Below are 23,831 nucleotides of genomic sequence, written 5' to 3'. Positions count from 1 at the left end.
TCGGCGAGAACGTGCGGTCTCGACGGGGTGAGCTGCGCGGAACCGCGTCAGCCCCGGGCGACCTCGGCGACCAGGGCGGCGATGCGGTCGTCGGCGACGTCGACGCCGGTCTCGCGGAAGCGCTGGCGCAGCACCTCGGCGATGCGACGCTCGCCCTTGCCGCCGACGTCCTGGCGGGTCTGGGCGACGATGCCGATGATCTTGTCCTCGTCGGTCGTGTCGTGCATGTCCTGCACGGGCTCGTTCTGCGTACCCGGCTCGGTGACGGGGGCCGGCTCGTCCGAGACCGCTCCGCCGTAGGAGTCGGCCGCGGAGGCACCCGCCCCGGGAACCTGGTCGGCGTTCGCGGCGACTCCCTCGTTGCGGTCTGTGTCGTGGTTCTCGGACATGTCAGCTCTCCTCGTCAGCGGCGAGATCGGGGTCGGCGCCTTGGCTGGCGTCGGGGGACTCGATGGGGTCGGACGGCTCGTCGCCGCCCTGCGGGGACAACCCCGACTCCGAGAGCCCGGGCGAGCCCGCAGCATCCCGGTTCTGCTCCGCCGTCTCACCGTCGGCGACATCGCCGCTCTCGTAGCCGCCGGGCGGGTTCGCGTTGATGACGCCCTCGGGCAGGTTCTGATCGCTCATCATCGCTCCTCTCGTTTGTTCCACCCTGGCCGCAGGGCGACCGGACGCGAGGGGGCTTGACGCCCCGCGTGCGACGGGTCAGTCGTCGGCGGCCCTGCCGGCGGCCCGGTCACGGGCGACCGCCCCGGCGACCACCTGCCCTCCGCTGGTGAGGAGAGCGCGGCGCCACGGCAGCACTCCGTCGATCTCGATCTGGATCGACATCGACAGCACGGTGCGGATGAGCACGATGAGGCCCAGGATGAGGGCGTCCTCGACCGACGGCTTCGACGTGATGGTGCGGATGAGGTCGGCCGCCACGAGCACCTCTAGACCGAGGAGGATCGCCCCGCCGAGGGTCGTGCGCAGCACCGTGAAGGCCCGCGACCCGCCCTCGCCGCGGCGGAGGGAACGGATGCCGAGAACCACCGCGACCACGAAGCCCGCCGTCATGGCGAGCGCGCCGATCGACTCGAATCCGACCGCGACGGCGGTGAAGGCGTCCTCCATGTGCACGTCGCCAGTGTAGGGCGACGGCCCGTCTACACTCCGGCGCGGGTCTCGAGGATGCCGGCGCGCTCGGGGTGGGCGCCGAACCAGTCGCTCACGTACCAGCACACCGGGCTCACCCGACGCGAGCCGTCGCGCTCGAGCTCGGCGACCGCACGCTCGACGAGCTCGCCGGCGTAGCCGTGCCCGCGGAACGTGGGGATCGTGTAGGCGCGGGTCATCGCGACCGTGCGCCCGTCGTCGCGGTAATCGAGCACCGAGACAAGATCGTCGCCGTTGTGCAGTGTGTACCGCGAGGCGTCCTTCTCGTCGGTGAATCGCAGATCAGCCATCACTCCAGGCTACGCCCGACCGGCACGAGCGGATGCTGCGGCGCCGACCTACTCAGGAAGAGTTCCCGTCCGGGCGAGCTGCCCGTACCAGGCGCCGCTGTCTTTGACGGTGCGCTCGAGGGTGTCGAAGTCGACCCTCACGATGCCGAACCGCTTGGCGTACCCGTAGCCCCACTCGAAGTTGTCGAGCAGTGACCACACGAAGTACCCGCGCAGGTCGACGCCCTGCTGCATCGCCCGGTGTGCGGCCGTGAAGTGACGCCTCAGATAGTCGAGACGGTCGGTGTCGGGTACGGAGCCGTCGTCGGCGACCGAGTCGTCGAACGCGGCACCGTTCTCGGTCACCATGAGCGCCTGGTCGGGGAACTGCTCGCGCAGCGACAGCAGCAGCTCCTCGAGCCCCTCGGGGGCGATGTTCCACCCCATCGCCGTGTAGGGGCCGGGTTGCTCGAGGAATTCGAGCACCCCGTCGCTCCCGGGCCACGCGGTGCCGCCGGCGACGACCTTGTGCCCGTCGTTCATCTGACGCGGCGAGACGCCGTCCCACAGCTGCGCCGTCACGGTCGAGTAGTAGTTGACCCCGAGCACGTCGATCGGCTGGTGGATCGCCTCAAGGTCGCCGTCCTGCACGAACGACCAGTCGGTGACGGATGCGGTGTCCTGCAGCAGGTCGGCGGGGTACTCGCCGCGCAGCATCGGCCCCGTGAACGCGCGGTTCGCGAGCGCCTCGACGCGGCGCACCGCCTCCGCGGCCTGCGGACCGCGGCCGCGAGCGACGTGGAAATTGAGGGTCACGGAGTAGTCGGGGTCGCCGGTCGAGGTGGCGCCTAGCGCCTGCACCGCCCGCCCGTGGGCGAGATTCAGGTGGTGCACCGCGGCGAGCGCGGCGGCAGGTTCGGCGCGCCCGGGGGCGTGCCCGCCCTGGCCGTAGCCGAGGTAGGCCGAGCACCACGGCTCGTTCAGGGTCGTCCAGGTGTGGATGCGATCGCCCAGCGCCGCGCCCATGATCTCGGCGTACCGCTCGAAGGCGTCGGCCGTCGCTCGCACCGGCCAGCCGCCGGCGTCCTCGAGGGGCTGCGGCAGATCCCAGTGGTAGAGCGTCGCGACGGGACGGATGCCGCGTTCGAGCAGTTCGTCGACCAGGCGCGAATAGAAGTCGATGCCCGCCTGATTCACGGCGCCCGTGCCTTCGGGCACGATCCGCGGCCAGGCGATCGAGAACCGGTAGGCGTCGAGCCCGAGATCCTTCATCAGGTCGAGGTCGGATTCCCACCGGTGGTAGTGATCGCACGCCACGTCGCCGGTGTCGCCGTTCCACACCCGCCCGGGCGTCCTGCTGAACGTGTCCCAGATCGAGGGAAGGCGCCCGTCCTCCTGGGCTGCGCCCTCCACCTGGTACGACGCGGTCGCCGATCCGAACGTGAACTCCTCGGGGAAGACGAGCCCGCTGTCGCGGTAGTCGGCGTTGCCCGCGCTCATCGCGTCACGTCCCCACGGTCGGCGCGGAACGTCTCGCTTCTCCCGTCGGGAGTGGTCACCATCACTTCTGCCTCACCCTCACCGCCGGGACGCACGCGCAGCGGGATGCTGTCGACGTCGCGCGTCCGACGACGCCATCCTCCCCCATGCACGACGTCGCCTGCAGGAAGGACGCCCGCTCCCCGCCGGAAGGGAGAGCGCTCGACCGGAGGCCGATCCTCGACTTGACCTGCCGCGCCTCGATGGAGATAATCGCCAGCATGACTCTCAACGCACGCACTCTGTCCGCCGTGGAGGCGAACGGAACCGTCGGCATGATGGCCGACCGCGTTGCGATGTGCTGTCGAATGTGTCGCTGACTCGGTGACCCCCGCCCGGACGCCGCTCGACATCTGAACCTCGAGCGCTCGTCCCCGAGACATCGGTCTCGCGTCGATCACGCGTATCCGACCGTCTTGCCACCGGCCCGCACGGCCGTCCCGCACACATTCCGAACCCGCGAGGCTCAGCCCGGGTTCCCACGCAAGGACCTCCACCTCTCATGTCGAACACCGCTCTCCTCGAACGTCCGGCCACTCAGACCCGTCACCTCCGCGCGGTGACCGGCGACGAAGCATCCGCCGCCGTCGCTCCCGCCCCGCGTGCCGCCCTCCCCGCCGGAACGACTCCGCGCGGCTTCGCCCTCTACGTCGGCATCGACGAGGCGACCGCCGCGAGCTCCGGCGTCAGCCTCGGCGTGCTCGTCGACGCCCTGCGCCGCACCCTCACCGAGCTCGCCCCCGCCGCCGAGACGTATGCGACCGTCGCCCTCGCCCCCGTGGGCGCCGGCGGCCGCGACGTCGACGTCGTGCGCCTGGCGCTGCACGAGCCGTCGGCGATCGCCCGCACGAAAGACGACCCCGCCGACGAGGACCGCGCACCCGGCGGCGTCGTGGTCGACATCTCGCGCAAGCGCGTGCTCATCGACGGCGAGTCGGCGGCGTTCACGTTCAAGGAGTTCGAGCTCTTGCAGTACCTGGTGCTGCGCGAGGGGCGCACCATCGAGCGCACCGAGCTGGTCTCGTCGCTCTGGGAGGGCTCGACCGACGACGAGGCCCCCGGCGAGCGCACGATCGACGTGCACGTGCGGCGCCTCCGGGCGAAGCTCGGCGCCTACGAAGACATCGTCCGCACCGTCCGCGGCGTCGGCTACCGCTTCGACCGTCACGCCGACGTCGCGATCCGCTACGGTCACGGCACTCCGTCGCCTGACCGCTTCTGACCAACGCTTCTCTCCGGCGGATGCTGCGGCGCAGGCTTCGCGCGCGACTCGCGTCGTCGAACGGGGCTTCGGGGTGACCACGATCGTGGCGGCGTCGGCCGCCGGCCGTGATGTCGCCGACCAGACGTAGGGTGTCGGCATGAGGTCGACCGGGGTGCGTGCGCGGTCGACCGCACGCGACGACCGACCGATGCACCCGCGACCCCGCGAGACCGAGTACCGCCCGTCGCAGCCGCTCGATCTCGCCCGGGCCGTGCTGCCCCAGCGCCACGGCGCCGGCGACCCGACGATGACGACCGCGGGCCCGGTCATCTGGCGCACGAGTCGCACGCCCGACGGCCCCGCCACCCTCGCCCTGCGGGGCGCACCCGGCGGTGTCGTGCGCGCCGCCGCCTGGGGACCCGGCGCCGACTGGGCCCTCGACCAGCTTCCCGCGCTCTGCGGGGCGCACGATGAGGCGTCCGGATTCGATCCCGGTCCGCACCCGCTGATCGCCGAGACTCATCGCCGCAATCCCGATCTGCGCATCGGCCGCACCGATCTCGTCTTCGACGCCCTCGTCAGCGCGATCGTCGAGCAGAAGGTGACCGGCCTGCAGGCCTTCGCGGCGTGGCGTCGGATCGTCACCTGGTACGGCGAGCGCGCGCCAGGACCGACACCGAAGCCCATGTTCGTGCCCCCGACGGTCGAGGGCTGGCGCCATGTGCCGTCGTGGGCCTGGCACCGCGCAGGCCTCGAACCTCCGCAGGCGCGCACGATCGTCGAGGCCGCCCGCCGCGGCGACGCGATCGCGCGCGCCGCAGCATCCGCCTTCGATGCCGACGACCGCGAGCGCGTGCTCACGAGTCTGCGCGGGGTCGGACCATGGACCTCGGCCGAGACACGCATCCGGGCATTCGGCGACCCCGATGCGGTCAGCGTCGGCGACTACCACCTCGCCCATCACGTCGGATACGCCCTCACCGGCTCACGGGTCGATGACGACGGGATGCTGGAGCTGCTCGCCCCGTGGGCGGGTCACCGTCAGCGCGTGATCCGACTCATCTACGCGAGCGGGGCGATCGAACCGCGACGCGGTCCGAGACTGCACCCCGAAGACCACCGCGACCGGTGATCCGCTCGACGCCGGACGCACCGGCCCGCCGACGGTGAGACCGCGAGCGCGTGCCGCAGCCGGCGAGACGGATGCGACCCTTCGCCCTAAGCTGGGCGCATGAGCGAACCCCGCACCGGATGGCCCCGCGGCCGTACGAACTGGCTTCTCGGAACGGTGCTGGTGCTCGCGCTCGGCGTGCTGTTCGGCCTCGTCTTCGGAAATGTGTGGCTCGGCCTGGTGCTCGCGGCCGTCGTCTCCATCGGCTGGCTCATCGCCTACGAATCGTGGCGAGGCCGCAACTCCGGCGTCAACGACGAGAGCAACGGCATCGAGCTGTAGCGAACGCTAGCCCCGACGCATCGGAAGGTGCGGGATGCCGTCCTCCGAGAACGGCTCGCCCGCGACCGCGAAGCCGAAGCGGGCGTACCACCCCTCGAGTTGCGCCTGCGCGTCGAGCACGATCGGCAGGTGCGGCGCCCGCTCCTCGCATCGCGCGACGGCGCGACGCATGAGTTCGGCCGCGACGCCCCTCCCCCGCGCCGACGCCGCCGTCGCGACCCGGCCGATGCGCATCGCGTCGGGCTCGGAGAGCACCCGCAGCGTCGAGACGACGTCGCCGTCCGCCTCGGCCCACATCATCTCCGCACCGGGCTCGATGTCGCGCCCGTCGATCTCGGGATAGGCCGCCTCCTGCTCGACGACGAAGACGCCGACTCGCAGCCACAGCACGCGGTAGAGGGTCAGCGGGTCCATCTCGGCGACGGGTGCGAGAACGTAGTCGACGGTCACGCTCCGACGCTACCCTGCGACGCGCCGCGTTCGTCGCGACGCCCGCCCGTCGGACGCGCTCGCGTGCGTACCGCGATTGCGGCGCACGCGATCACCGCCAGCCCGCCGATCACAGTGAGCGCCGTGATGTGCTCGTGGAGGATGAGCGCCGCCCACGCCAGGGTGAGCACGGGTTGCACGAGCTGCACCTGGCTGACCTGCGCCATCGGACCTATCGCGAGCCCGCGGTACCAGGCGAAGAACCCGAGGAACATGCTCACCACCGACAGGTAGGCGAACGACAGCCATGCCTCCGGCGGCGCGGACACGGGCGCGGCGGCCCACGCCGATCCCGCCGTGAGCGCGATCATCAGCGGCGAGGCGAGCACCAGTGCCCACGACACGGTCTGCCACGATCCGAGCTCACGCGCCAGCATCCCTCCCTCGGCGTATCCGATCGCCGCGGCGACCACCGCCGCGAGCAGCAGCAGGTCGGATACCTGCAGAGGAGCGAACGCCCCTCCGTTGACCGCGGCGAACGCGATCGCGGCGACCGCGCCCAGCCCCGCCGCGATCCAGAACGATCGCGAGGGGCGCTCGCGTCCGCGCACGACCGCGGCGACGGCCGTGGCTGCCGGCAGCACGGCGATGACGACCGCGCCATGGCTGGCCGACGCCGACGTCAGAGCGAGGGAGGTCAGCATCGGGAACCCGACGACCACGCCCGCGGCGACCACGGCGAGCCGGGCCGCTTGCCGGGCCGAGGGCCGACGCTGCCGCGTGACGACCAGCGCGATGGCGGCGAGGACGGCGGCGACCACCGCTCGCCCCGCACCGACGAAGACGGGCGGCAGCGTCTCGACGGCGATGTGCGTGAGCGGCACCGTGAACGAGAAGGCGGTCACGCCCAGCATCCCCCACCCGAGGCCCCGGGCGAGGGTCGCGGACGGCGCGGGGCGTGGGGACGACATCGTCCGAGTGTGCCGGATGCGAGCGCAGCCGACCGCGTCGACGGAGGTAGCCACTCGCGCGCCCGTGGCCTGGGCTCCGAGACCCGGGGCGGTTAGGCCACCTCAGCCCTGCCGCCCCTTGAAACGGGGGTTGAGCTTATTGATCACGAAGATCCGCCCCCGGCGACGCACCACCTGCGCACCCGGCTGCTTCTTGAGCGATTTCAGTGATGCACGTACTTTCATGGCGGCTCCCTTATTGATAACTCTTCTCATTAACAAGCTAGAGTGAGTGCTCTCCGCACGTCAAGAAAACGAGAGAAGGTCGCCGGTGCTGCCCGATCCCCTGATCATCGTCGGCGTCTGCGCGCCCGAGCGGCGGCGATACGCCGATCGACTGTCCGCCGCGACCGGGCGGCCCGTCGTCACCGTCGGCAGCCGCGACAGCACCGTGATCGCCTCTCCGCTCCTCGGACCCGCCCCCTTCATCGCCGAGATGGCGACCGAGGCCGATCTCCTGCACAGCCCCCTCGCCGACCGCATGCCTCCGCCACCCATCATCTGCGTCGTCGACGCGACGCATATGGTCGACGACCTCACGAGCGGCGTCCCCCTGATCGAGCACCCGCTGCCCGGGACCGACGACGGCGATCACGGGGCGCGAGCGAGACGCGCGGCGACACTCGTGGAGGCGGCTTCGATCGTGTGCCTCGTGGGGTGGGAGGAGCTCGAGACGGCGACCCTGTCGATGCTGATGGCCTTGGCATCGCACCTGAACCCGCATGCCCGCGTGCGACTGTCGCGCAGTCCCGAGGAGGATGTGCGATCCCTGGAGGCGTCGCCACCGCCGCCCTCGTCGCTGCCCGAACGGGCGGGATGGGTATGCTCCCTGAACCACGAGCACGACCCCTGGATGACCGACATCCGGGTGGCCACCGTGCGGTACGAGAGACTGAGGCCTTTCCACCCCGGCCGGCTCTCGCGGACCTTCGACGAGATGGACGCCGGACGATTCGGCATGATCCTGCGGTCGGGGGGCTTCTGCCGCATCGCGACCCGGCCGCACACTCTCGCGCGGTGGGACCACGTCGGATCCGCCATGTGGCTCGATCCGCTGACGACGAGCATGCACGACGCCTCGACCGGCCAGGACATCGCGTTCACCGGCCTCGACCTGCACGCAACCCTTCTCTTCGCCGCTCTCGACGAAGCCTCCGTGACCGACCGCGAGCTGACGTCGGGGCCGGCGGGATGGCGCCGATTCACCGATCCGCTCCCTCCGTGGCCCAGAGACGACTCGAACGATGTCGAGAGCGATACCCGGTAGGGCGTCGCGCGCGTGGTGGGATGGACGGGTGAATGAGCCCTCGACCGCCCTGTCCGTCTCCATCGTCGGCACACCCGACCTGCCGGGCGAGGCCCTCAAGGCGCTCTACCGCACCACGGGCCGCTCGACCGTCGAGCTGCGCCGCTCGATCGCGGCGGAGGAGCCGGTCTTCGTCGCCGAGCTGTTCGGACCCGACCACATCGACGTCGTGCCGCGCCTGGAGAAGACGATCGCGCTGCTCGAGCAGTTCGGGCTCGCCATCGAGATCCACGAGCTGACCGACGGTCACCCCGAGGCCATCTCGCTGACGACGATGCGCGAGATCATCGACGGCCCGACGGGCGACTGAGGGCGGTCAGCTCGCGATCCCCGCCGCGAGCATCGCGACGACCCGCGGGGCCCGCTCATCGTCGCGCGAAGCGAGCCACCACGCAGCCAGTCCGTTCGCGGCGACCTGGATGGCCGCGACGACGTCGCCCGCATCAACCTCGAGCACGCCGCCGCGCCCCTTCCACTGGGCGACGCGATCGGCGATCTCCTGCCGGTCGGCCTCCGCCTCCGCGCGGGTGGCGTCGACGAGATCGGGAGAGAGTCGAGCCGTGGCGGTGAGGGCGGCCAGGCACTCGAACCGACGCGGGTCGGCTCGCACCTCGCCTGTACCGCCGCCACGGCTTCGAGGAGGTGACGCTCATAGAGGGGATTCCCGGCGCCCGTCCCGCAGCGATGCTTCGCCGGCCCGTCGCCGCATGAGCCCGTCCGCCGCGCTCCGTCGATCCGCGATCGAGATCAGAGGAGTGCGACGTTCCATTCGTCGAGCCGGCGGCGCAGGACGTCCGCGGTGACGTCGACGCGTCCGATCCCGTCGTAGTTCGGGGCCCACGTCTCCACGACGGGCTCGGCGTACGCCCCGACCCGGAGGTCCCACGCGTGGATGTCGGCGACCAGCATCCCCGTCTCGTCTTCGTACGCGCGGAGGAACACGTCCGCGGCATCGGGAGCACCGAGCAGGACCAGGTCTTGGCGGCACCAGGCGACATCGACGCCGCGCGGCCCCCACCGCGCGTCCGACCAATCCACGACGCCGGTGAGGCGATCGTCGCGCCACAGGGCGTTTCCGCACCAGAAGTCGTTGTGCACCATCACACGCCCGGCCGGGCCGAGATCGGGCTCCTCGATGCGCGCGCGTCTCGCGATCGCGCTATCGCCCGGCGGAAGGGGCTTGGGCGCGGCCGGCAGCCCCACCCCGTCGAGGGCGTGCACCCGCGCCAGCACGGTGGCCATCTCGCGGGCGATCATCTCCGGGTCGAGGGCAGGGGCCGGCGGACCGCCGTCGACGAGGGTCGTCACGATGACCGACCCCGCCGCGTCGACCTGGTGGGCGACGAGCTCGGGCACGAGATCTCCGAGCGGACGCACCCGTTCGAGCACCCGCACCTCGCGGTGCACCGCGTCGTCGCCCTCCGGAAATCGGCGCGAGACGAGCAGTCGGCCGGATGCAGCGACCAGGGCCGTCTCGGCGTGAGTTCCTCCGGGCAGCATCCGCACCAGCTCGACCGGTTCACCGAGCACCTCGGCGGTCTGGACGGCGAGCGGGAGGAAGGAGCGCGACACCCTTCGACGGTACCCGGCTCGGCGAAGGCCCCCGCGTCGGCCTCTCGAGGCCCCGCCCGCATCGATCTCTGCCAGGCTGAGGTCACGGGAGGGGCGCATGTTCACCATCACCGAGCACGTCGACATCCGCCGCGAGCGCGGCGAGGTCTTCGCCTTCCTCACCGACCCCGCGAATCGGGCGCGGTGGGACGTGTCGGTCATCTCCGAGGAGCTCCTGACACCCCCACCCGTGACGGTGGGGAGCGCTATCCGCACGCAGATGAACGTGATGGGTCGGCCCGTCAGCTTCGACTGGCGCGTGACGACGTTCCAGCCGCCGCGGGCCATGGCCGCGACCAGCACCTCGGGCACGATGCCGACCTCGCTTCGATTCAGCTTCGCCGAGCACGAGGACGGGTGCCGCGTGACGGCGACGATCGAGGCCAGCCCGGCGGGGATGCTGCGGCTGGTCGAGCCCATCGTCGCGCAGACCGCATCATCGACGCTCGCCGCAGGCCTGGCCCGCGCCCGAGAGCTGCTGGAGTCGGGCAGCTCCTGACGTGTCACGCGTTGCAGAGCGCGGTGCTCGCGAAATGCGGGCAATCCGCGCGCACGCGGGCTTTCGGCGTGGGAATGCCCGCGGGTCGGCCGGAATCCCGCGTCTCGTGACACCCATCCGCCAGCTCGGACTCCCCGAGCAACCCGGCGCGCCCCGCCGTACGCAGGAAGCTGCGCGGCAGCGGGTCAGGCTTCGATCGGGCCTTCTCCGGCACCGCGAGCGGAGAGGCGCGGTGCCGCTGCGCGCGCGCCCCAGATCGCGCAGAAGAACGCCGCGATCGGCACGAAGAACGCCACCATCGGCGCGAGCATCGTGCCGAGGAACGAGGCGTACCCGAGACCGAGCAGTGCGGCGGTGACGATCCGCGCCACCGCGGGGCCGCGCAGGCGGGCGGCGAGCCACCACGCGAGGGCCGCCCCTCCGAGCGCGGCCGACACGGCGAGCGCCGGCGCCATCGCGCTCCACGAGGGGGCGTGCACATAGGCCGCGGCGATCGCGCAGAGCGAGGCTGCGAGGAGCGCCGGCGGGCCCCAAATCACCGCACTGGTGCCGCGACGCGCGGAGCCGACCACGACGAACGCGCCCAGCAGGGGGATTCCGGCCAGGACCGACACGGTGATTCCGTGAGCCATCGCCTCGGTGCCATCGGTCGCGCCGGGCGACCACGACGCGCCGGTCACCGCGTAGGCGATGCCGAGAAGGCCCCCCGCGAGGCCGATGATCGCAAGACCCCGCGCGAGTCGAAGGGTTCTGACGGGCACCGGGGCTGTTGCTGAGCTCACAGGGGCGGCATCCCGTCGGGGGCGCAGCAGAGCGAGAGACAGGACAGCGACCCCCGCCACCGCGATCGTGGAGACCGTCGGCGAGAGGAGCGACACACCCACGACCGGGGCAGCGATTGCGCCGCAGACCGCGGCGACGACGAGAGCGAACCCCACCGGCACCCCGCTGCGCGCGAGCACCGCGCCCAAGAACGCAGCGATCGCCGCCGCCCCGGTGAGCCAGGCCGCGATGAAGATCGCCGCGAACGCAGCGGCGAGGCCGGTCGGGGCCTCTCCCTCGTCCGCGAGGTCGAACGCGAGCCCCCACGCCTGGGAGGCGACGAAGGCCAGCGAGAGGGCGGCGAAAGAGAGGACGACCGCGACGATCGCCCGCGGAGGCGAGACGATCCCGCGCTGACGCGCGATCGCAATTAACCCGAATGCTGCGAGGACGGGGATGGCGCACACGGTCAGGAGGGGCGGAAGCCAGGACAGACCCGACTTCGCAACGGGCTCCGTGCCCCACACCGCGAGGCCGCCGGCGACCGCCGCGAGGAGGAGGCCGACCAGGGAGGCGCCGAGCGCCGCACGAACGTCCATGCGCGTTCCGAGACCGTGGACGATCACCGACCACCGTTCGCGCACCGACGGCCCGATGCCCCCACGCCCGTCGGCGACATCCAGCAGCGTTCCGAGAACGACATCTTCGTTCTCCGTCCGCCAGGCCTTCGGGTACCAGCGCAGCAGGCGCCGATAGCGCTCCTGCGTCGACGGGGTCATGCCCGCGCCGCCATCGAGGTGCCCAGCACGGGAGCGCGCGTCGCCATGCTCGCCCGCGCCGCTCTTGCCGCGCTCTCCATCCGCGTGACTTCCGCGTCGAGTCGCGAAGAGCCGATCGGCGAGATGCGGAAGTATCGCCGGGTGCGCCCGTTGACGACCTCCTCGCCGTCGACGACGATCAGACCCTCGCGTTCCATGCGCTCCAGCGCGGCGTACAGCGACGTAACCCGCAGGGAGACGTCGCCGCCCGATGCCTCCTGGGTCGCACGGAGAATGTCGTAGCCGTGGCGCCGCTGAGTCGCCAACGAGGCGAGGATCCAGAAGACCGGCGGGGTCAGGTGCGCGCTCATGCCAGCGACCATACTCCACGGGAAAGAGTATTACTACCCGAGCCGTCTCAGGGAGCGAGGCGGCTCAGACAAGCGAGGCGAAGCGCTCGGTGCGCTCCACGGGCCCGATCACAATGAGGGTGTCGCCCGCAGACACGAGCGACGAAGCACCGGCGGCATGCCACTGGCCGTCAGACGTCTTGATCTTGACGACGGTGATGCCATGGCGCCGGCGCACCGCGGACTGCTCGAGGGTCTGCCCGACCATCTCCTGCGGGGCGATCGTCTTGGCGACGACGAGATCGTCGTCGAACTCGACGTAGTCGAGCATCGAGCCGCGCACCAGGTGCGCCACGCGACGCCCCATGTCGGCCTCGGGGAAGATGACGTGCTCGATGCCCAGCTGCTCCAGAATGAGGCCGTGCTGCTCACTGATGGCCTTCGCCCAGATGGAGCGGACCCCCATGCGCTTGAGGAGCGAGGCCGTGAGGATGCTCGCCTCGATATCGGAGCCGATACCGACCACGACCCGATCGAAGTCGGCGACACCGAGCTGATCGAGCGCCACCTGCCGCGTGGAGTCGGCGCGGACGACGTGGGTCAGCACGCCGTTGAGCGACTGGACGATGTCTTCGTCGGCGTCGATGCCCAGCACCTCGGTGCCGGAGCGTGCCAGTTCGGTCGCCAGGGCACCGCCGAAGCGTCCGAGGCCGATCACGACCACGGAGGACGCCGAGCCGGGGCGCCCGCGACGTCGCGTGAAGAGGTGGGTCGACTTATCCAATGATCGGACGCTCCTTCGGGAGTTCGTACTGACGCTTCTGAACGGACAGTGCCAAGGCCGAGCCCAGCAGAACAGGCCCGAGCCTGCCGATGAACATCAGCACGATGAGTATGAGCTGCGCGGCAGGTGGAAGACTCGCGGTGATCCCGGTCGACAGACCCACCGTCGCGAAGGCCGAGATGACCTCGAACACGACGCGATCGAATCCGTAGGGGGTCATCAGCATGATCGCGAGGGTCGACGCGACCACGAGGGCGAGTGACAGGAGCGCGACGGTCAACGCCTCGCGGTGGGTGGAGCGCGGGAGGCGCTTGCCGAACATGTTGACGGCGGTATCGCCGCGCAGTTCGGCGATCACGATGAAGAACAGCACCGCGAACGTGGTGATCTTCAGCCCTCCCGCCGTTCCCGCCGGCCCCCCGCCGATGAACATGAGGATGTCGGTGACGAACCAGCTCTCGTCGCGCATCTGCGAGACGTCGATCGAATTGAATCCGGCGGTTCGGGGCATGACGGATGCTGTGAACCCGGCGAGCACGCGGCCTGCCGGATCCAGAGCGCCGAGAGTGGCGGGATTCGCCCATTCCAGCGCCGTCAGAGCGATGGCTCCCGCCACCAGGAGCACGAGCGTGCCGATGACGACGGTGATGGTGTTCAGCGTCCACTTGCGCGGCATGACCAGCCGCTTTCGCAGCTCCATGATGACCGGGAAGCCGAGCCCGCCCAGGATGACCGCGGCGCAGATCGGCAGGCAGATCCACGGATCCGCTACGAACCCCATGAGGTTGTCGCTGAAGAGTGCGAACCCGGCGTTGTTGAACGACGACACGGCGTGGAAGACGCCCAGCCAGACCGCCCGCCCCGGCTCCTCGCCGTAGCCGCCCCAGAACCGCAGCGTCAGCACGAGCGCGACGGCGACCTCGACGGTGAGGGTGATGAGCGCAACACCGCTGAGCACGCGGCGAACGTCACCGACAGCGACGGTATGCGTCTCGCTGACGGCGGTGAGCCGCGTTCGCAGCCCGAGCCGCCGCGCGACAAGGAGCCCCAGAAGGGTCGCGAGCGACATCACCCCGAAGCCGCCGATCTGGATGAGGGCGAGGATCACGACCTGTCCGAACGGCGACCAGAAGAGCGGCGTATCCACGACGATGTGCCCGGTGACGCAGAGCGCACTGGTCGCGGTGAAGAGCGCCTCGATGAAGGTCGCCCCACGCCCCTGCACCGAGATCGGCAACAGAAGAAGCGCGGTGCCCACGGCGAGAACCGCGCCGAACGCGATGGTGATCGCCTGACCGGGTCGGATCCGGGACAGCGCCGTGGAGAATCGAGTGACCGCCATCCGCGCTACCGCGACCCCTTCGGACATTGCCATCCACGCACAGCCAACGATCTCACGGCTTTGCGTCTGCGTTCGGCGCGTCGGTCTCCAGACGCGCGCACGCGAACCGACGTCACGAGCGTCGTGAAAAATAATCACAGAAACATAACGGCAGGCCTTCCCTTCCGTTACCTCGCCGTTATAGAGTTCAGGAACGGTAGTTGTTTTGCTGTGGCAGCTACCGAACATGTGATTGCAGGACACTCTTGGTGCAAGGGACAAGGGCCGGTCGGAAGCCTCTCCGACCGGCCCTTACTTGTTCCCCCGACGCGTCTTCGTCTCCTCCCCAGGCCGGCCGTGCGCCGCGTTTTCCACCGGGGTGATTGTGCCTCTGATCTGGGCCTGACGATGTCGGAGGCCCCCGTCAGAATGTATGCATGACACACCGACGAACCGAGATCGGCGAGGCCCTCGATGCGCTCCGCATCGCGGTGGCGCCGATGCTCGAGGGTCGCGGAATCCGTGGTGCCGACGACGACCGCCTGCTCGACATGGCCGCCGACGCCGAGTCCCTCGGACGACTCATCGATGCGCTGCGGCTCGATATCGCGGGAGAGATCGGCCACCGCTCACGACCCGAACGCGGTGACGAGATCCTCGCCCGGGTGCGCGGATGCCGCTCGGCGTCCGAATTGATCGAGCGGGTGACGCTCGTGTCGAGCGCAACGGCACGCCGCCGCCTGAAGGCCGCGTCGCCCCTGCGCCTCCGGATATCGCTGACGGGCGAGAGTCTGCCTGCGACTCTCGATCATGTACGCGCCGCTGTGCTCTCGGGCGAGATCGGCACCGATGCCGCCGACGCGATCGCCGACGCGCTCATCCCCCTTCGCGATCGCGGTGTCGACGCAGACGAGATCGATGCCGCCGAGCAGGCCCTCGTCGACGCGGCGACGGGCACGTCCGCATCTCCGGCGGTCTCCGCCGACGAGGTCACGATCATGGCGAAGGTCTGGGCGCTCCACCTCGACCCCGACGGCGCCCTGCCCGACCGCGATCGCGCAGAACGTCGTCGGTCCCTCTCGATCGGCCGCGAGCGCGACGGGATCGTTCCGATGCGCGGCGACCTCCTACCCGAGGTCGCCGCGCAGCTCCAGCGGATGATCGACGCCTACCTCAACCCGCGCGTGACGGCCGGCCCGACCTTCGTCCCCGACGACGCGGCGTTCGACGGCGGCGACCCGTTGATCGACCCGCGCACGCAGGCCCAGCGGCGCCACGACGCTCTGTCAGGGGTGCTGCACGTCGCCGCGGGAGCGAAAGACGCGCCGCTCCTGGGTGGCGCCGCCCCGACTCTCGTCGTGACCGCGTCGGAAGAGCAGCTCGCCCGCCCCGACGGTGTCGCCTTCATCGCGGGTGCGCACGACACCGGCGCCGTGCCCATCTCCGTCGCCCGCCACGTCGGGTGCGCCGGAGCGGTGCAACGCCTTGTGATCGCGACCGACGGGCGCATCGTCGAGCTCGGCTCGCCGCAGCGCATCTTCCCCGCTCACACGCGGCGCGCCATCGCAGTGCGAGACGGCGAGTGCATCATTCCCGGATGCCACGTTCCCGCCGCGTGGTGCGAGGTGCATCATGTGAGACCCGCCGCGCAGGGCGGCCCGACCCATACCGACAACGGCGTCCTGCTGTGTTGGCACCATCACCGGACGATCGACACCGCCGGGTGGGAGATCCGGATGGTGCACGGCGTGCCATGGATCAGGGCCCCGCGTTGGATCGACCCCGCCCAACGATGGCGCACGACCGCGGGCTCGCCGCACCGACGACTATCCGCCCTGTCGAGGGCAGCCCCGGGCGCCTGACCTGACGGCAGCAGAGCAGCGGATGCTGCGAGCCGTGGTGAGCCCGCAGCATCCGCCGCCCGATTCCTCGACGTCGTCTAGTTCACCCGACGACGACGCAGCAGGAGGAGGAGAGCCCCGGCGAGCGCGAGCCCGAACGCCCCGAATACCCACGGAGCGAGATCGGCCGCGTCGGAGCCCGTGGTCGCCAGATCGCGGTCACCGCCGTCCGCCGTGCCTGCCGCAGGACCCGAGCCGCTCGAACCACCCGCGTCACCCGATCCGGAACCTCCCGAACCCGGCTCACCCGTCCCGGGCTGACCGGTACCGGGCCCACCCGTTCCCGGCTGACCCGTTCCCGGCTCACCCGTACCCGGCTCACCCGTACCGGGCCCACCCGTTCCCGGCTCACCCGTACCCGGCTCCTCCGGCTCGGGCTCCACGGCGGCGTCGACCACCGTGAACGTCGACACCGGCGAGTAGTCGACCGCACCGTACGGATCGGTCGTGCGCACGTACCAGCCGTGCTCGCCGAGCTGCGTCACCGACCACGTCGCCTCCACCGTGGTGCCGCTCGCGACGTTCTCGAACGAGGCGATCTGCGTCGGGGAGAGCACCTCGGCGGTGAACGAGTCGGTGCCCAGGGTGCGTACGCCTGGCACGATACCGAGCTGGTCGTACGTCAGCTCGAACTGCTGGTGCACGTACGGGTCGCTCGGATCGATGACCGGGTCGAGCAGGCCCGCGTCGTCGGAGTTGTAGTCATCGAGCGACGGCGAGTAGGTGCGCACCATCATCTTCTCGCCCTCGTTGTCGAAGTGCAGCAGGCGGAGGTACCCGAGGCCGCCCTCGGGCAGACCCTGATAGTCGAACAGCATCGAGTACACGGTGCGGTCGTTGACCCCGTCGCCGTCGTCGTCGAACGAGTCCTCACGGGTGAGGGCGTCGTGGTAGTGGCCCGAGAACACCATCTTGACGTTCGGGTTGGTGGCCACGACCTCGTCGAGGATGCGCTGCGGGATGTCGCCGAGACCGCCCGTGGTGAGGATGAACTCGTGCTGCGCGAGGATCGCGACCCGATCGGGGTACCGCGCGAGCACCTCGTTCATCCAGTCGATCTCTTCATCGCCGGGCCCCCATCCCTGGTAGACCATGATGAAGTCGATGCCGCCGGCCGAGATCAGGTCGTAGTGTCCGCGGTTGTCCTGGTAGCTCTCGCCGTACCAGGGGTTGCCCGCGAACCGGGCCGCGCCGAACCACTTCGCGTATTCGCTGTAGTCGGCCAGTTCCGATCCGACGTCGTGGTTGCCGGCGAGGACGCCGTACGGCAGACCCGCCTCATCCAGACGCGCGTACTGCGGGTCGGCGTTGTCCTTCCACTGGTACTCCTGGTCCCAGTCGTCGACGATGTCGCCGGTGTGGAACAGGTACTGCAGGTTGAGCTCGTCGCGCTGGTCGAGCAGGTACGAGTGGATCGCCTCCTGGTGCTTCAACGGGTTACCGGCCACGGTGTTCTCGTTGTAGTACTGGGTGTCCGACTCCCACGCGAGGGTGAAGTCGTAGTCCGACCGCGCCACGTCGTCGGGGTTGTTCGGCGTGATCACCGAGTCGCGAGTGCTCAGGTCCTTGCCGGCGAATCCCTCCGAGTGCTGCACCAGCATCCGCACCGTGCCGTCGCGCAGATGGTCGGCCGCCGTGACGATCCCCGACAGCTCGAACTGCTCGCCGTCCGCCGTCGCGACGTGGCGGTCGACCTCGTCCCAGCCCGAGCCGTCGCCGCGGAGCGCGTAGAGGAAGACGGTCGCGTCGGCGTTCGCGCGCCCCTGCCACGTGGTGCGCACCTGCGAGCCCGCGACGTCGTCGCCCACCGAGACGTCGAACAGCTGGTACGGGAACTCGGTCGACGATGAGACGTCGGTTCCGACTCCGTCCAGCGGCGCGAGCGCCCGCAGTTCATCGGCCGACAACACCCCGACCGCCTCACGGCGAGTGTCGCGCGCATCGTTGACGGTGCCCGACTGCGCGGTCACCTCGGCGTCGGAAAGATCGAACCGCTCGCCCTCGAGGAACTGCACGTCGAGCACGTCGCCCATAGGGTCATCCACCGTGGCGCGCAGCGTCACGTCGCCGGCCTTCACCTCGGCGCCATCGGTCGGCGCGACGACCTCGGAGGACGGCTGCTCCTCATAGGTGCGGAAAGTCGCCGACCAGGTCGTGGAGTTGCCGAGGGCGTCGGCCGCCGTGACCTCCATGACGTGGTCGCCGGGGCTCAGGGTCACCGACGAGGTGGTGAAGGGCAGCTCGATCGCCTCACCGTCGAGGGTGACGGTGCTCGAGGCGACGCCGGCTCCGGCATCGGTGATGGATGCGTCGAGGACGAACTCGCCCCGGTACTCGTCGTCGACCGCGGAGGTGACGACCGGTGCCGTGTTGTCGACCGCCACGCGGCGAGTGGCGGTGTCGTCGCCGTCGGACGCGACGATCTCGACCGGCCCGTCCACCGCAGACGCGGTGTTCCATGCGGTCGACACCGCCGAGAAGGCATCCGCGGGCAGGGTGAACCGCGCGTCGAAGTAGTCGAGCTTTCCGGTAGGCCCGCCCGAACCGTTGACGCTGTCACCCATGCCGAGCACCTTCGACGGGTCGTCGTAGCCGCTCGGGGTCAGGGTGCGCCCGTCAGGGAGGATGAGCCGGAGGCCGCGGATGTCGAAATCGTCGTTGTTCTCGCCGAGGTCGATCTCCGGCGCCTTCTTGGTGCCGGCCCACACGCTGACGACGAGCTCATCACCCTGACGCACGTGCTCCAACGGCACGGCGGTGGTGAGGGTCTCCCAGTCGTTGATCGTGTGATCGAAGATGCGCAGCACATCGCGATCGTCGCCCTCGCCGACGAGCACGCCGTTCTTGAAATAGAAGTTGACCCCCGACACCTCGAAGGCGAAGACGGGCGCGCGCTCCAGGCTCGGCTCGGTCGCGACCTGCTCGCCGCCGATCGACAGCTGCACGGTGGAGGGGTAGCTCTCACCGGCGGCGATCACCTCGGTGACCCCCGAGACGAACTGGTCGTCGTCGAGGTTGAGGCGCACGGGCGAGGTGTCGACCCCGTCGACGGCCACGCGGGTCGTCTCGAGCGTCGTCTGGTTGGTGCCGTCGCTCACCAGCACGGAGTACTCGTACCAGGCCTTGCCGGTCAGGTCGACGGCGGGGACGACGGAGGTGTAGACGCCCTCGCCGTTGTCGCGCAGGTTGATGGTGCGCGAACCGGGGTCGACGTCGTTCGCGAGCGTCAGGGTCGCCGTGCGGGCGTCGACGTCGTCGGCGATCTCGAAGGTCATCGCGAAGTCGGCCGCGGGGTCGATGGAGTCGGCGGTGCGGTCGACGATCGTCGGCGCCACGGTGTCGGCGGCGACGATCTGCAGACCGGCCGGCACCTGATCGGCCTGCACCGTGCCGGGAGTGGCGGGAGCGACGTCGAGCAGGCGGGCCTGCGCGGCATCTTCCTCCCCCGCGATGTAGCGGATCCCCTGATCCGGCTGCACATCCTTGGTCGGCAGGTTCATGTTGTACAGCGCGCGGCTGACGGTGTGACCGGTGTTGGTCGCCACCTCGATGCCGCGGGCGCTGCCGTTGGCCATGCCCGCGCTGGTGATCTCGACCAGGTTCTCGCCCATCGTGAGCGACGTGCCGAACGCTGCGTTGAAGTCCGCCGCGCCGAGCGCCGCGTTTCCGCCGTTCTTGATCCAGAAGACCAGGGTCTGTCCGGGGGCGATCTCGACGTCGCCGGGGACGGCCGGCCACAGCACCGACGTACCGTTGTCGGGGTAGAGGTAGGTGATCGAGTAGTCCGAGAAGTCGATCGCGGAATCGCTCGCGTTGTAGACCTCGATGAACTCGTACGCGTCGGACCCGGCGAGGTTGATGCGGGAGTCGGGCAGCACTTCGGTCACCTGCAGTGCCGCGGTCGTCACCCCGGCGTCGGGCTGCGGGTCGAACCCGGGCGTCGAGTCGAACGGTTCGTCGACCGGCGGCGTCGTCTCGGTGGGGTCCGGAGTCGGGGTGGGTTCCTCGGCGGGCACGACGAGAGCGGCCGGGTCGACGACGCCGGGGCTGGGAGCCGCCTTCGACGCGAACAGGTCGAGCGCCTTGGATGCGCGTGTCGTGGGCAGGGCGAAGTGCGCCGTCAGGTCGACCCCGACGGAGCCGGCGGGGTAGAACGACCGGCTGACGAGCTGTCCGTCGCGGATGATCCGGATGCCGCGGTCTCCGCCATTGGCCATACCGGGCTGCCCCGACACCCGCACCACGCGGGTCTCGGCGGGCACGCTCCACTGCGCGCGGAACTGCTCCTCGGTCTTGGCGAACGAGTCGACGTTGCCGGACGTGTAGCTGAGCCAGTAGACGATCGTCTCTCCCGCACTCACGACGGTGTCACCGCCGACGACCAGTTCGACACCGCCGTCCACGGCGTCCGACTGGTCGGAGCCGTATCGGAAGGAGTACCCCGCGTTCAGATCGATGTCTGCTGCGGTGGTGTTGTGCACCTCGAAGAACTCGTAGTCGTCGAACGAGACGTTGTCGGGTGCGATCTCGGTGACGACGAGCGGCCACGGGCTCTCCTCGCCCGGCTCGGGCTCGGGTTCGGGCTCGGGCTCGGGCGTCGGGCGCACGAGCGCTCCGGGGTCGACCACACCGGGCGAGCGAGGTGCCGAGGTGCTCAGCGCCTCGAGCCCGAGGTCGGCCGCGTCCTGGGGCAGCCGGAAGTGCGTTGCGAGGTCGCCGCCGAACCCGCCGGCGGGATTGTGCGACCACGAGATGAGCGTGTCGCCCTGAACGACGCGGATGCCGCGGTCGCCCGCGTTCGCGATGCCGGCCTGCCCCGTGACCCGTACCACCTGGGTGTCGGCGGGCACGGAGTGGTACGCACGGAACTCCTCGATCGAGCGCGCGAAGGAGTCGACCGATGTGCTCGTGTAGCTCAGCCACAGCACGGCGGTCTCGCCGCCGTCCAGAACGAGCGGCTCTGCGACGGTGAGCGGCACATCGCGGTCTCGCGCGTCGGAGTCGACGTAGGAGTAGGCGAACGCGATGCCGGATGCGGCGAGATCGATCGCGGTGTCCGCGGTGTTGCGCACCTCGATGTACTCGTAGGTGTCGACACCGACGTTGTCGCCGACGATCTCGGTCACGATGATCGACGGCGCGGGAGCCGGGGCCGCTGTCGCCGACGGGGCCAGCGCGAGAACGGATACCAGCGCGGCGACGATGCCTACTGCGGGGAGGGATCGGGAAAAGGGCACGAAGACCAGGCCTTCCAGGGGGAGGAGTGCAAACGCGACCGAACGTACGGGCGCATCAAGGCTCGACCGTGAACCACGGAGGGGGAGAAGATGGCCGGGAGGTGACGAGACGCGTCACCTCGGTGTGATACGCGCGACGGCATATCACGCCGCATCCGACCGCCCCGCCATCGCCCCCCGCCGGCGTCCGACCCGTAATCTGGAAGGCATGACAGATCGCCGCCTCGCTGTGGAGGCCTGGGAGAGCCTGTTCCGAGCCCAGCACGAGGTGTTCGACGAACTGCGCGGCGATTTCGACGACAGCGACATGTCGCAGGCGGAGTACGACGTGCTGCTCACGGTCACCCGCGGCGACGACATGACAGCGCGGCTCCGCGACGTGACCGCCAACATGCTCATCAGCCAGCCCAGCGTCTCGCGGCTGGTCGACCGCATGGTCGCGAACGGGCTGCTGTCGAAGTGCCCCGACCCCGACGACGGGCGCGGCACCCTGGTTCGTGCCACCGAGGCCGGTGTCTCGTCGTTCCGACGTGTCGCCTCGATCCACGGCGCATCCATCGCCCGGCGCATGTCGCTCCTCTCGAACGAAGAACTCGCCCAGCTGCGCGACCTCGCCTCGAAGCTGCGCGCCCCGCGACCCCGCCCCTGACCGGCCCGCTTCCGATCTGCGCCGACGAGTAGCCTGAGAGGGCACACCGTCGACGATGTCGGAGCCGCCCGCGCTGCTACGACTCGAGTCCGAGGATCGGAGGTTCCATGTCCATCACGCACCCTCTCCGCACCGAGAAGGTCATCATCGGCGAACCCGAGGTCGTCGAGGACGCCTCCACGGTCGGATCCGGCGCCGTCGAAGACAGCGCCGAGTGGCTCTCGCTGAAGGCCGCGGCGATCGCGCTGCAGCAGCTGCAGGCCGAGGACGGCTCGATCCCGGATGCGTCGCACCACCCGGCGGCGAGCGCCCACGTCGCGACGATCACGACGGCGATCGAGAAGCTCGCACCGCGGTTCCCCACCGACGCGGCCTACCTGACGGCATCCGTCGCCGATTTCGGCACGTGGCGTGCCGGAGGGTTCGGGATACCCGACTTCCTCGATTCGCTGGTCGCCTTCCAGCCGCAGCTGCACCGGGTCGACGGTGCGCGCCACCTCGTCGTCTTCCCCATGTACACGCAGAACGGCTCGCCACGCCGCCTCGTGGAGGCGGTGCTCGTCGAAACGATTTGGCCGGACTTCATCGCGCGCCTCGAGACGGAGTACACCAACCGCCTCTTCGTCTCGTTGCGCCTGGTCGACTTCACCCCCGGGTACGACACGAACTCCGCCGTGCTGTTCCCCGAGACCGTGTCGATGCGCGAGGTACCACCGTTCACGTGGGGCGCGATCTTCCAAGACCGCGAGGCCGCCAGATACCGCCGTGTGGTGCGCGCCGCCGCCGAGATCACGAAGCTCGACCTGCCCGATGACGCCGCACGGATGCTGGAGGACCCCGCGCTGACCGAGCAGACGTTCGTGATGTGGGACCTCATCCACGACCGCACGCACATGCGCGGCGACCTGCCGTTCGACCCGTTCATGATCAAGCAGCGGATGCCGTACTTCCTGTACTCGCTCGAGGAGTTGCGGTGCGATCTCACCGCGTTCCGCGAATGCGTGGCGATCCAACGGCGGCTGCAGGACCGTGTCGACGCCCTCGCCGTCGGCGAACCGGCGCTTCCGTTGGACGCGGCGGAGCAGTCGATGCTCGAGCACGCCGCCCTCGTGCAGTACGCCGTGATCTTCGACCGGATCTTCCGGTTCGCGATCACGGGCACCCGCGTGCGCAACTACGACGGCGTCGGCGGACAGCTGCTGTTCGCCTGGTTGCACCAGCGCGGCGTGCTCCACTGGACCGACACGTCGCTCGCGTTCGACTGGAACGAGGTGCCGGCCGCCGTCGTCGCCCTCGGCGATGCGATCGACGAGCTGTACTGGCGCTCGATCGACCGCCCGAAGACGACGCACTGGCTCGCGGCCTACGAGCTCGTACGGGGCACGCTCGAGCCGCACCCCGCGTCGGCGTGGGCGCGCGGACTCCCCGCCGACGTGCTGGCGGGCCCCCCGAAAGGGTTCACCGACGCCGTGCGCGACGACGAGTTCCCGCTGTCGATGTTCTACGAGGCGCTGGAGAAGAAGATGCGCCCGGTGATCGAGTCGACCGCCGGGATCCGCGCCGACGACGCCTGACGGGCGGGCGTCCGCGG

General features: G+C 70.2%; 24 protein-coding genes. 9 read left to right on the top strand and 15 right to left on the bottom strand.

The genetic code is table 11. From position 1 onward, the window contains the following. Positions 1 to 47: 47 nt before the first annotated feature. The 5 genes from DEU34_RS08900 to DEU34_RS08880 form a co-directional block, all read right to left on the bottom strand. Positions 48 to 389, bottom strand: a complete 342-nt coding sequence (locus tag DEU34_RS08900; protein WP_121149856.1) for a hypothetical protein — start codon at positions 387 to 389, stop codon at positions 48 to 50. Position 390: 1 nt separating this feature from the next. Further along, on the bottom strand, positions 391 to 627 hold the full coding sequence (locus DEU34_RS08895; RefSeq protein WP_240606891.1) for a hypothetical protein: 237 nt from the start codon (positions 625 to 627) through the stop codon (positions 391 to 393). A 78-nt stretch (positions 628 to 705) separates the two neighbouring features. Continuing rightward, positions 706 to 1,116, bottom strand: a complete 411-nt coding sequence (locus tag DEU34_RS08890; protein WP_116647718.1) for a DUF1622 domain-containing protein — start codon at positions 1,114 to 1,116, stop codon at positions 706 to 708. Between the two features lie 32 nt (positions 1,117 to 1,148). Next, on the bottom strand, positions 1,149 to 1,448 hold the full coding sequence (locus DEU34_RS08885) for a GNAT family N-acetyltransferase (protein ID WP_121149855.1): 300 nt from the start codon (positions 1,446 to 1,448) through the stop codon (positions 1,149 to 1,151). A gap of 48 nt (positions 1,449 to 1,496) precedes the next feature. Further along, complete coding sequence (locus DEU34_RS08880) at positions 1,497 to 2,927, bottom strand: GH1 family beta-glucosidase (RefSeq protein WP_121149854.1); 1,431 nt, start codon at positions 2,925 to 2,927, stop codon at positions 1,497 to 1,499. Between the two features lie 541 nt (positions 2,928 to 3,468). On the opposite strand from DEU34_RS08880, the gene DEU34_RS08870 reads away from it, so the two are divergent. The 3 genes from DEU34_RS08870 (at position 3,469) to DEU34_RS08860 (ending at position 5,623) form a co-directional block, all read left to right on the top strand. Further along, positions 3,469 to 4,188 (top strand): winged helix-turn-helix domain-containing protein, encoded by a 720-nt coding sequence (locus DEU34_RS08870; protein ID WP_121149852.1) that lies wholly within the window; start codon positions 3,469 to 3,471, stop codon positions 4,186 to 4,188. Positions 4,189 to 4,327: 139 nt separating this feature from the next. Beyond that, complete coding sequence (locus tag DEU34_RS08865) at positions 4,328 to 5,302, top strand: DNA-3-methyladenine glycosylase (RefSeq protein WP_183042419.1); 975 nt, start codon at positions 4,328 to 4,330, stop codon at positions 5,300 to 5,302. A 99-nt stretch (positions 5,303 to 5,401) separates the two neighbouring features. Beyond that, entirely contained in the window at positions 5,402 to 5,623 is a 222-nt protein-coding gene (locus DEU34_RS08860) for a hypothetical protein (RefSeq protein WP_121149851.1), read from the top strand. Positions 5,624 to 5,629: 6 nt separating this feature from the next. Here the strand turns inward: DEU34_RS08860 and DEU34_RS08855 are convergent, their stop codons facing one another. The 3 genes from DEU34_RS08855 to ykgO all read right to left on the bottom strand — a co-directional run bounded on the left by DEU34_RS08855 (position 5,630) and on the right by ykgO (position 7,248). Then, entirely contained in the window at positions 5,630 to 6,073 is a 444-nt protein-coding gene (locus DEU34_RS08855) for a GNAT family N-acetyltransferase (RefSeq protein WP_259460094.1), read from the bottom strand. Further along, complete coding sequence (locus DEU34_RS08850) at positions 6,070 to 7,023, bottom strand: DMT family transporter (protein WP_121149850.1); 954 nt, start codon at positions 7,021 to 7,023, stop codon at positions 6,070 to 6,072. Before DEU34_RS08850 ends, DEU34_RS08855 begins: the two co-directional genes overlap by 4 nt. 102 nt (positions 7,024 to 7,125) lie before the next feature. Continuing rightward, positions 7,126 to 7,248 carry a type B 50S ribosomal protein L36 gene (gene ykgO, locus DEU34_RS08845; RefSeq protein ID WP_121149849.1) on the bottom strand — a complete coding sequence of 41 codons (123 nt, stop codon included), beginning with the start codon at positions 7,246 to 7,248 and terminating at the stop codon, positions 7,126 to 7,128. 85 nt (positions 7,249 to 7,333) lie between these two features. On the opposite strand from ykgO, the gene DEU34_RS08840 reads away from it, so the two are divergent. Together DEU34_RS08840 and DEU34_RS08835 are read left to right on the top strand one after the other, a co-directional pair. Beyond that, positions 7,334 to 8,329, top strand: coding sequence for a GTP-binding protein (locus tag DEU34_RS08840; protein WP_121149848.1), 996 nt, complete (start codon positions 7,334 to 7,336; stop codon positions 8,327 to 8,329). 28 nt (positions 8,330 to 8,357) lie between these two features. Next, positions 8,358 to 8,678, top strand: a complete 321-nt coding sequence (locus DEU34_RS08835; protein ID WP_121149847.1) for a hypothetical protein — start codon at positions 8,358 to 8,360, stop codon at positions 8,676 to 8,678. A gap of 6 nt (positions 8,679 to 8,684) precedes the next feature. On the opposite strand, the gene DEU34_RS08830 is transcribed toward DEU34_RS08835, so the two are convergent. Both DEU34_RS08830 and DEU34_RS08820 read right to left on the bottom strand, forming a co-directional pair. After that, positions 8,685 to 8,978, bottom strand: a complete 294-nt coding sequence (locus tag DEU34_RS08830; RefSeq protein ID WP_121149846.1) for a hypothetical protein — start codon at positions 8,976 to 8,978, stop codon at positions 8,685 to 8,687. 137 nt (positions 8,979 to 9,115) lie between these two features. Beyond that, the gene (locus DEU34_RS08820) at positions 9,116 to 9,940 is read right to left on the bottom strand and encodes a phosphotransferase family protein (RefSeq protein ID WP_259460093.1); all 825 of its coding nucleotides are present in this window, start codon (positions 9,938 to 9,940) and stop codon (positions 9,116 to 9,118) included. A gap of 97 nt (positions 9,941 to 10,037) precedes the next feature. Between DEU34_RS08820 and DEU34_RS08815 the strand changes: the two genes are divergently transcribed. Next, entirely contained in the window at positions 10,038 to 10,478 is a 441-nt protein-coding gene (locus DEU34_RS08815; protein ID WP_121149845.1) for an SRPBCC family protein, read from the top strand. 185 nt (positions 10,479 to 10,663) lie between these two features. Here DEU34_RS08815 and DEU34_RS16260 read toward each other — a convergent pair whose 3' ends face one another. From DEU34_RS16260 to DEU34_RS08790, 4 genes are all read right to left on the bottom strand, one after another. After that, positions 10,664 to 12,019, bottom strand: a complete 1,356-nt coding sequence (locus tag DEU34_RS16260) for a hypothetical protein (RefSeq protein WP_183042418.1) — start codon at positions 12,017 to 12,019, stop codon at positions 10,664 to 10,666. After that, positions 12,016 to 12,369 carry a PadR family transcriptional regulator gene (locus tag DEU34_RS08800; protein WP_121150549.1) on the bottom strand — a complete coding sequence of 118 codons (354 nt, stop codon included), beginning with the start codon at positions 12,367 to 12,369 and terminating at the stop codon, positions 12,016 to 12,018. Before DEU34_RS08800 ends, DEU34_RS16260 begins: the two co-directional genes overlap by 4 nt. Before the next feature lie 64 nt (positions 12,370 to 12,433). Beyond that, positions 12,434 to 13,132, bottom strand: coding sequence for a TrkA family potassium uptake protein (locus DEU34_RS08795; protein WP_220659940.1), 699 nt, complete (start codon positions 13,130 to 13,132; stop codon positions 12,434 to 12,436). Further along, positions 13,125 to 14,507, bottom strand: a complete 1,383-nt coding sequence (locus tag DEU34_RS08790; RefSeq protein ID WP_310793507.1) for a potassium transporter TrkG — start codon at positions 14,505 to 14,507, stop codon at positions 13,125 to 13,127. The genes DEU34_RS08795 and DEU34_RS08790 overlap by 8 nt, the downstream gene beginning before the upstream one ends. 383 nt (positions 14,508 to 14,890) lie before the next feature. On the opposite strand from DEU34_RS08790, the gene DEU34_RS08785 reads away from it, so the two are divergent. Then, positions 14,891 to 16,315: an HNH endonuclease signature motif containing protein gene (locus DEU34_RS08785; RefSeq protein ID WP_121149841.1), complete on the top strand. Its 1,425-nt coding sequence runs from the start codon at positions 14,891 to 14,893 to the stop codon at positions 16,313 to 16,315. 77 nt (positions 16,316 to 16,392) lie between these two features. Here DEU34_RS08785 and DEU34_RS16255 read toward each other — a convergent pair whose 3' ends face one another. Next, complete coding sequence (locus tag DEU34_RS16255) at positions 16,393 to 21,591, bottom strand: lamin tail domain-containing protein (RefSeq protein WP_183042417.1); 5,199 nt, start codon at positions 21,589 to 21,591, stop codon at positions 16,393 to 16,395. Positions 21,592 to 21,799: 208 nt separating this feature from the next. Between DEU34_RS16255 and DEU34_RS08770 the strand changes: the two genes are divergently transcribed. Together DEU34_RS08770 and DEU34_RS08765 are read left to right on the top strand one after the other, a co-directional pair. After that, entirely contained in the window at positions 21,800 to 22,240 is a 441-nt protein-coding gene (locus DEU34_RS08770; protein WP_121149840.1) for a MarR family winged helix-turn-helix transcriptional regulator, read from the top strand. Between the two features lie 107 nt (positions 22,241 to 22,347). Continuing rightward, positions 22,348 to 23,814: a DUF6421 family protein gene (locus DEU34_RS08765; RefSeq protein ID WP_121149839.1), complete on the top strand. Its 1,467-nt coding sequence runs from the start codon at positions 22,348 to 22,350 to the stop codon at positions 23,812 to 23,814. Positions 23,815 to 23,831: the final 17 nt, after the last annotated feature.

The organism is Microbacterium sp. AG1240 (genome assembly GCF_003635115.1).
GTDB lineage: Bacteria > Actinomycetota > Actinomycetes > Actinomycetales > Microbacteriaceae > Microbacterium.
The sequence above is the reverse complement of the archived record's forward strand: the minus strand, read 5'-3'. Positions and strand labels throughout refer to the sequence as shown.